The sequence below is a fragment of the Kaarinaea lacus genome, from assembly GCF_975902315.1.
In genome coordinates, this window is the sequence record NZ_CDLKIE010000279.1 from 1 (window position 1) to 3,973 (window position 3,973).

General features: G+C 44.5%; 7 protein-coding genes. 1 reads left to right on the top strand and 6 read right to left on the bottom strand.

Annotated elements, in window-relative coordinates; all coding sequences use genetic code 11:
• Together ACWVCM_RS08760 and ACWVCM_RS08765 are read right to left on the bottom strand one after the other, a co-directional pair.
• The coding region (locus tag ACWVCM_RS08760; RefSeq protein WP_455201358.1) for a penicillin-binding protein activator LpoB at nucleotides 1–381 on the bottom strand (381 nt) is incomplete at its 3' end.
• Nucleotides 381–944 carry a hypothetical protein gene (locus ACWVCM_RS08765; protein WP_455201359.1) on the bottom strand — a complete coding sequence of 188 codons (564 nt, stop codon included), beginning with the start codon at nucleotides 942–944 and terminating at the stop codon, nucleotides 381–383. The genes ACWVCM_RS08765 and ACWVCM_RS08760, both read right to left, overlap by 1 nt.
• A 132-nt stretch (nucleotides 945–1,076) precedes the next feature.
• Between ACWVCM_RS08765 and ACWVCM_RS08770 the strand changes: the two genes are divergently transcribed.
• Complete coding sequence (locus ACWVCM_RS08770; protein ID WP_455201360.1) at nucleotides 1,077–1,220, top strand: hypothetical protein; 144 nt, start codon at nucleotides 1,077–1,079, stop codon at nucleotides 1,218–1,220.
• 80 nt (nucleotides 1,221–1,300) lie between these two features.
• Here ACWVCM_RS08770 and ACWVCM_RS08775 read toward each other — a convergent pair whose 3' ends face one another.
• The 4 genes from ACWVCM_RS08775 to ACWVCM_RS08790 form a co-directional block, all read right to left on the bottom strand.
• A complete protein-coding gene (locus tag ACWVCM_RS08775) occupies nucleotides 1,301–1,684 on the bottom strand; it encodes a hypothetical protein (protein ID WP_455201361.1) in 384 nt (127 codons plus the stop codon).
• A 557-nt stretch (nucleotides 1,685–2,241) separates the two neighbouring features.
• Nucleotides 2,242–2,514, bottom strand: coding sequence for an acylphosphatase (locus ACWVCM_RS08780; RefSeq protein ID WP_455201362.1), 273 nt, complete (start codon nucleotides 2,512–2,514; stop codon nucleotides 2,242–2,244).
• Nucleotides 2,511–3,284 (bottom strand): efflux RND transporter periplasmic adaptor subunit, encoded by a 774-nt coding sequence (locus tag ACWVCM_RS08785; RefSeq protein ID WP_455201363.1) that lies wholly within the window; start codon nucleotides 3,282–3,284, stop codon nucleotides 2,511–2,513. Before ACWVCM_RS08785 ends, ACWVCM_RS08780 begins: the two co-directional genes overlap by 4 nt.
• Nucleotides 3,268–3,831 carry a TolC family protein gene (locus tag ACWVCM_RS08790; RefSeq protein ID WP_455201364.1) on the bottom strand — a complete coding sequence of 188 codons (564 nt, stop codon included), beginning with the start codon at nucleotides 3,829–3,831 and terminating at the stop codon, nucleotides 3,268–3,270. Before ACWVCM_RS08790 ends, ACWVCM_RS08785 begins: the two co-directional genes overlap by 17 nt.
• Between the last annotated feature and the right edge of the window lie 142 nt (nucleotides 3,832–3,973).

The window sequence follows — 3,973 nt, forward strand, 5'->3', positions numbered from 1 at the left end:
CGCAACGAAATCAACCCGGCCCGAATTGATTAATTCCCGCTCCATATCCCCAACAAAGGTACCGACAGCAATATGTTCATGACTTAAGTTGCGAATTTCACCGACTATTACTGCCGGCTTTTTGTTGTGTTTACTGACGAAGTCCTGAAGCCACGGGCGACTTAGCACGTCATTAATCATTTCTTTTGATACCAGCTGTGAGTCAGTATCATTCCACTCGCCACTCAGATCCTTTACTTCGTCCGTATCAATACGTGTCACCTTTTTTGAACACGCAGTAAGTACAACAATTGAAAGACTGATAATTAATAACTGAAATAATAATTTTACAACGAATTTAGTATGTTGCTGTTGTACCTGAGAATCTCTTCCCTCGCTCATTATTTTTCTCCTGCCATACGGTCAAAAACATTGTCACCCTTGCTCTTAAGGTATTCACGAAATCCCTCATTCATACTATCAACATTATCCAGAATACCTTTCACATGCTTCATATCCAGTTCCGCAATAGAATAAATGGTATTCGACTTTTCGTCGCGATAATTACCGATGATCTTGGCGCCGGTAAGATTTACCTTGGTAATATTTTCAATATCGTGTGATACGGCTTGTGATAACTCTTGTTGTTCACCTGTACCGACAGATTCAACATAGTCTTTGGAAACCACATTCATATAGGAGGTTAAAACCCGCGCAACCTCCGCGCGTGCTCGATTATCTGCGGTGGATTTTTGTAGTGACATATCGCCCATTGCCGGTGCAAATCCTACACCGTGAAACAGGCGACCGTCCTTGTCTTTTAATATATTGGTGCCTTCATTTACCCAATCAGGTGCACCGCTGATATTCATGTCGCTTTCTACTTTGGTTTTACTCGAGCATGCGCTGAGAACCAAAACCAGTAACAAGCCAATTAATTTCATGCCGTTTTGCGCGCGTATCATGCTGCTTCTCCTGAGCCGATCCAAAAGATTGATAATAGTCTATGAACGTATAAACGCCCATAATACTCACTACTATTAAGATATTCTATGACTTCGATCACCCGCCCTGATTAGCAGTAATTTGTTGTATTCGTGCAGAATATTAGATTGCGCGCCAGGATGACTATTGGTTATATATTACCCGAAATAGAGTATGATCACGCCTTAAAAAAACCTGGGGACAACGTCATAAAGCGCCGCCGACACACCAGGTGCGGCGCAGCCAGGGCGCTTTAGCAGACGCTGAAACACGAATAATATAAATTGCGTGAGATCCTTATCCCGGCTTTGCCGCAATGGCATGATTGCGTTCGACGCTAGGCAGCATAGGTATCAAAGTCATCAAGCTGATCTTTCCGTGAACTGCGACGATCAGTTTTTCGGCGCTCCTCTCCAAGCCAAAGTTTATTACGCCAACCCAATTGTCGACGATCATTGCCGCCGGCCCGATGGGTGAACTCCCGAACCACAACTGGCTTTCCCTTTAATTTTTTCAAATGCAGTCGTTTGATAGCCTTATTAGCCAACCGCTCGGATTGAATCGTTACCAGCCCAAATGTAACCACATCGCTCCTTCCCTTTAGCCGCTTAACTTCAAACACTGCATTTTTGTCAAAACCTTTAAAAAATCTTTTCAAATCAACAACCGTTGTATTGCCTGGAATATTGCCAACAAAAATATCCATTACTTCACCTAACACTTAAAATTACCCAGTATTATATTTTGTATCGTAGGCTGCCCGTATTTCTTGATAGCCATGGTTAGTTCCATAACTTTCTGAACCTTAAGCGTTTATGATTGCGTACACCCTGTACTAAGATCATGTAGAGGAATGGTCGCGTAGAGAAATGCCGATGATATGGATATTCATGCATAGCTGACGTGAACTTTCCTGATTTTTACCGCTTTTTTTAAAAAAACAGCTTCCAGTTGATTTTTGCACGCGGGACATTGCGCCGTGTTCCGCATCGTATCCCCGGCGGCACAATCACCACTTATTAGAGATATTGCAGTCATGGCATTTCCAACGGGCGGCCAGTTTAGGGATGGGATACTTCGAGGACATGGTGCTCATAGCACCGTCTATTTTTCGAGGTTTGCGAGATGAGCCATACGGGTATTACTAAATTGAAACTTTAAGAATTACGCTTACCGACAACTAAGCGATTATTAAAACAGACAGAAAGCATTGCAGAACCAGGCTGGTGAAATTCTCTCCAGCGTCCAGTGAAATACGTCGATAACTAAAGAATCAGGCTATTCGGTACTAAATAGCCGGGGATAAGGATTGGGATTAGCAGATTCACATTCTACTTCTGTTACATCAGCATGACGCGGACCTTGCCAAAGCCAGGCTTTAAGTTCCTGTAGCGCGTTTTCAGTACCGCAAGCAAGGACTTCGACGCGACGATCCGGTAAGTTTTTCGCATAACCAACAATCCCCAATGAATCAGCCTGCTCCTGGGTTGAAGCACGATAGAACACGCCTTGTACACGTCCCGACACATAACAGCGAATGCATTCGTTCATGGCAGGGTAACCTTGGCGGATCGACCAGCGCGCAACAACTTGCCTTGCGTGGAAAAAGATACTTTCACTTCGTATTTGTTACTTTTTTCCGATACCGGCTCCAGGCTGACAGCCTCGATTGTCCCGTTAAATGTTCTGCCGGCAGTTTGCACTTTGGCTACATTGCCAACTTTTAATTTTCCTATGGTTCCGCCAGAAACTAATACTCGCACTGCCATCACGCCCCGTTCTGCCACCTCCAGCAAGGGTGTGATCACCGTTAAGTTTGCGATTGTCTGGCCTACTTGCGCATGCTGTTTCACCACAATCGCATCATAAGGAGCGCGAATAGCACTGTAGTCCATATCCATTTGCGCCTTGGCTAATTCCGCTTTTGCAGACTGGTGTTTTGCTTGTGCTTCAGCATGGGCAATGATCGCCATTTGTTTTTCATGATCTGCAATGAGTGTTTGCTCATATAATTCGTTGGTCCGTTCCAGTTCACGCCTGGCTTCTTCCTCTAACAAACGCGCACGCTCCACGTCAGCCCTGGCTTTTGCCAGATTTTCGATTATCGCCCTGTCATCTAACTGCAATAATACGTCACCTTTATTAACGAGCGTGCCAGGTGAAACATTAATGGCTTTAATGACCCCCGAAACCGGCGTACTCAATACGGTTTTTTGATGCCATACGAGCCTGGTATCAATCTCCGCAGCCTGTAATGTCGAGGAAATTATCAGCATGGCCAGCAATCCGAAGATGCGTTTTGTATTATTTGGCAGCGTCATTTTTCTGCTCCTGCAAGACATTAATCTCTTGACCCATCAATGCCTGGAGTTTTGCCCATTCCAGCGCCAATTGATATTCAACTTCCGCTTTCTGCAACTTTGCTTCAGTGATTTGTACCATAGAATCACCCAGGTCTGATTGCACTTCCATTTCATACAAGGTGCGACTTTGATCCAGGTAAAGCTCGCGGTAATCATTCTGCACATCGGTTTGTTCGCGCGCCACTTTAAGACTTTGCAACATCTGCCAGGCTTCCAGTACTTGTTGGCTAACTTCCATTTCCACGTCACGCAACCTGGCACGCATATCAAGCAATTCGGCATTTCGCTTGCTGACATTGGCCTTGACGGTATCACTGGCAAGTATCGGCACATCCAATACGATCCCAACGCGCCACTCATCATAGCTACCCGATTCACGCGCGTACTCGGACACTCTGACCCGGCCATCGATTTTAGGATTACGCTCTGACCTGGCTGACTTCACTCGATCCCCTGCTGCCGCAATTTTTAGACGTAATGCTTTTATGACCGGATTATTAGCGATCCCTAATTATTCCCAGTGTTCATGTCTTTCTTTTCTTCCTAAAAGTCTTTTTAATGATTCTTTAACACTGGATTTTTCATAAATAATTTTAAATAGCTCTTCTGTTAAAGGCATTTCAACATTTTGTTTTTTAGCAAAATGA

Excerpts from the sequence above, each read along its gene's own strand:
- ACWVCM_RS08765 (WP_455201359.1), bottom strand. The coding sequence starts at position 944 with ATGATACGCGCGCAAAACGGCATGAAATTAATTGGCTTGTTACTGGTT.
- ACWVCM_RS08780 (WP_455201362.1), bottom strand. The coding sequence starts at position 2,514 with ATGAACGAATGCATTCGCTGTTATGTGTCGGGACGTGTACAAGGCGTG.
- ACWVCM_RS08785 (WP_455201363.1), bottom strand. The coding sequence starts at position 3,284 with ATGACGCTGCCAAATAATACAAAACGCATCTTCGGATTGCTGGCCATG.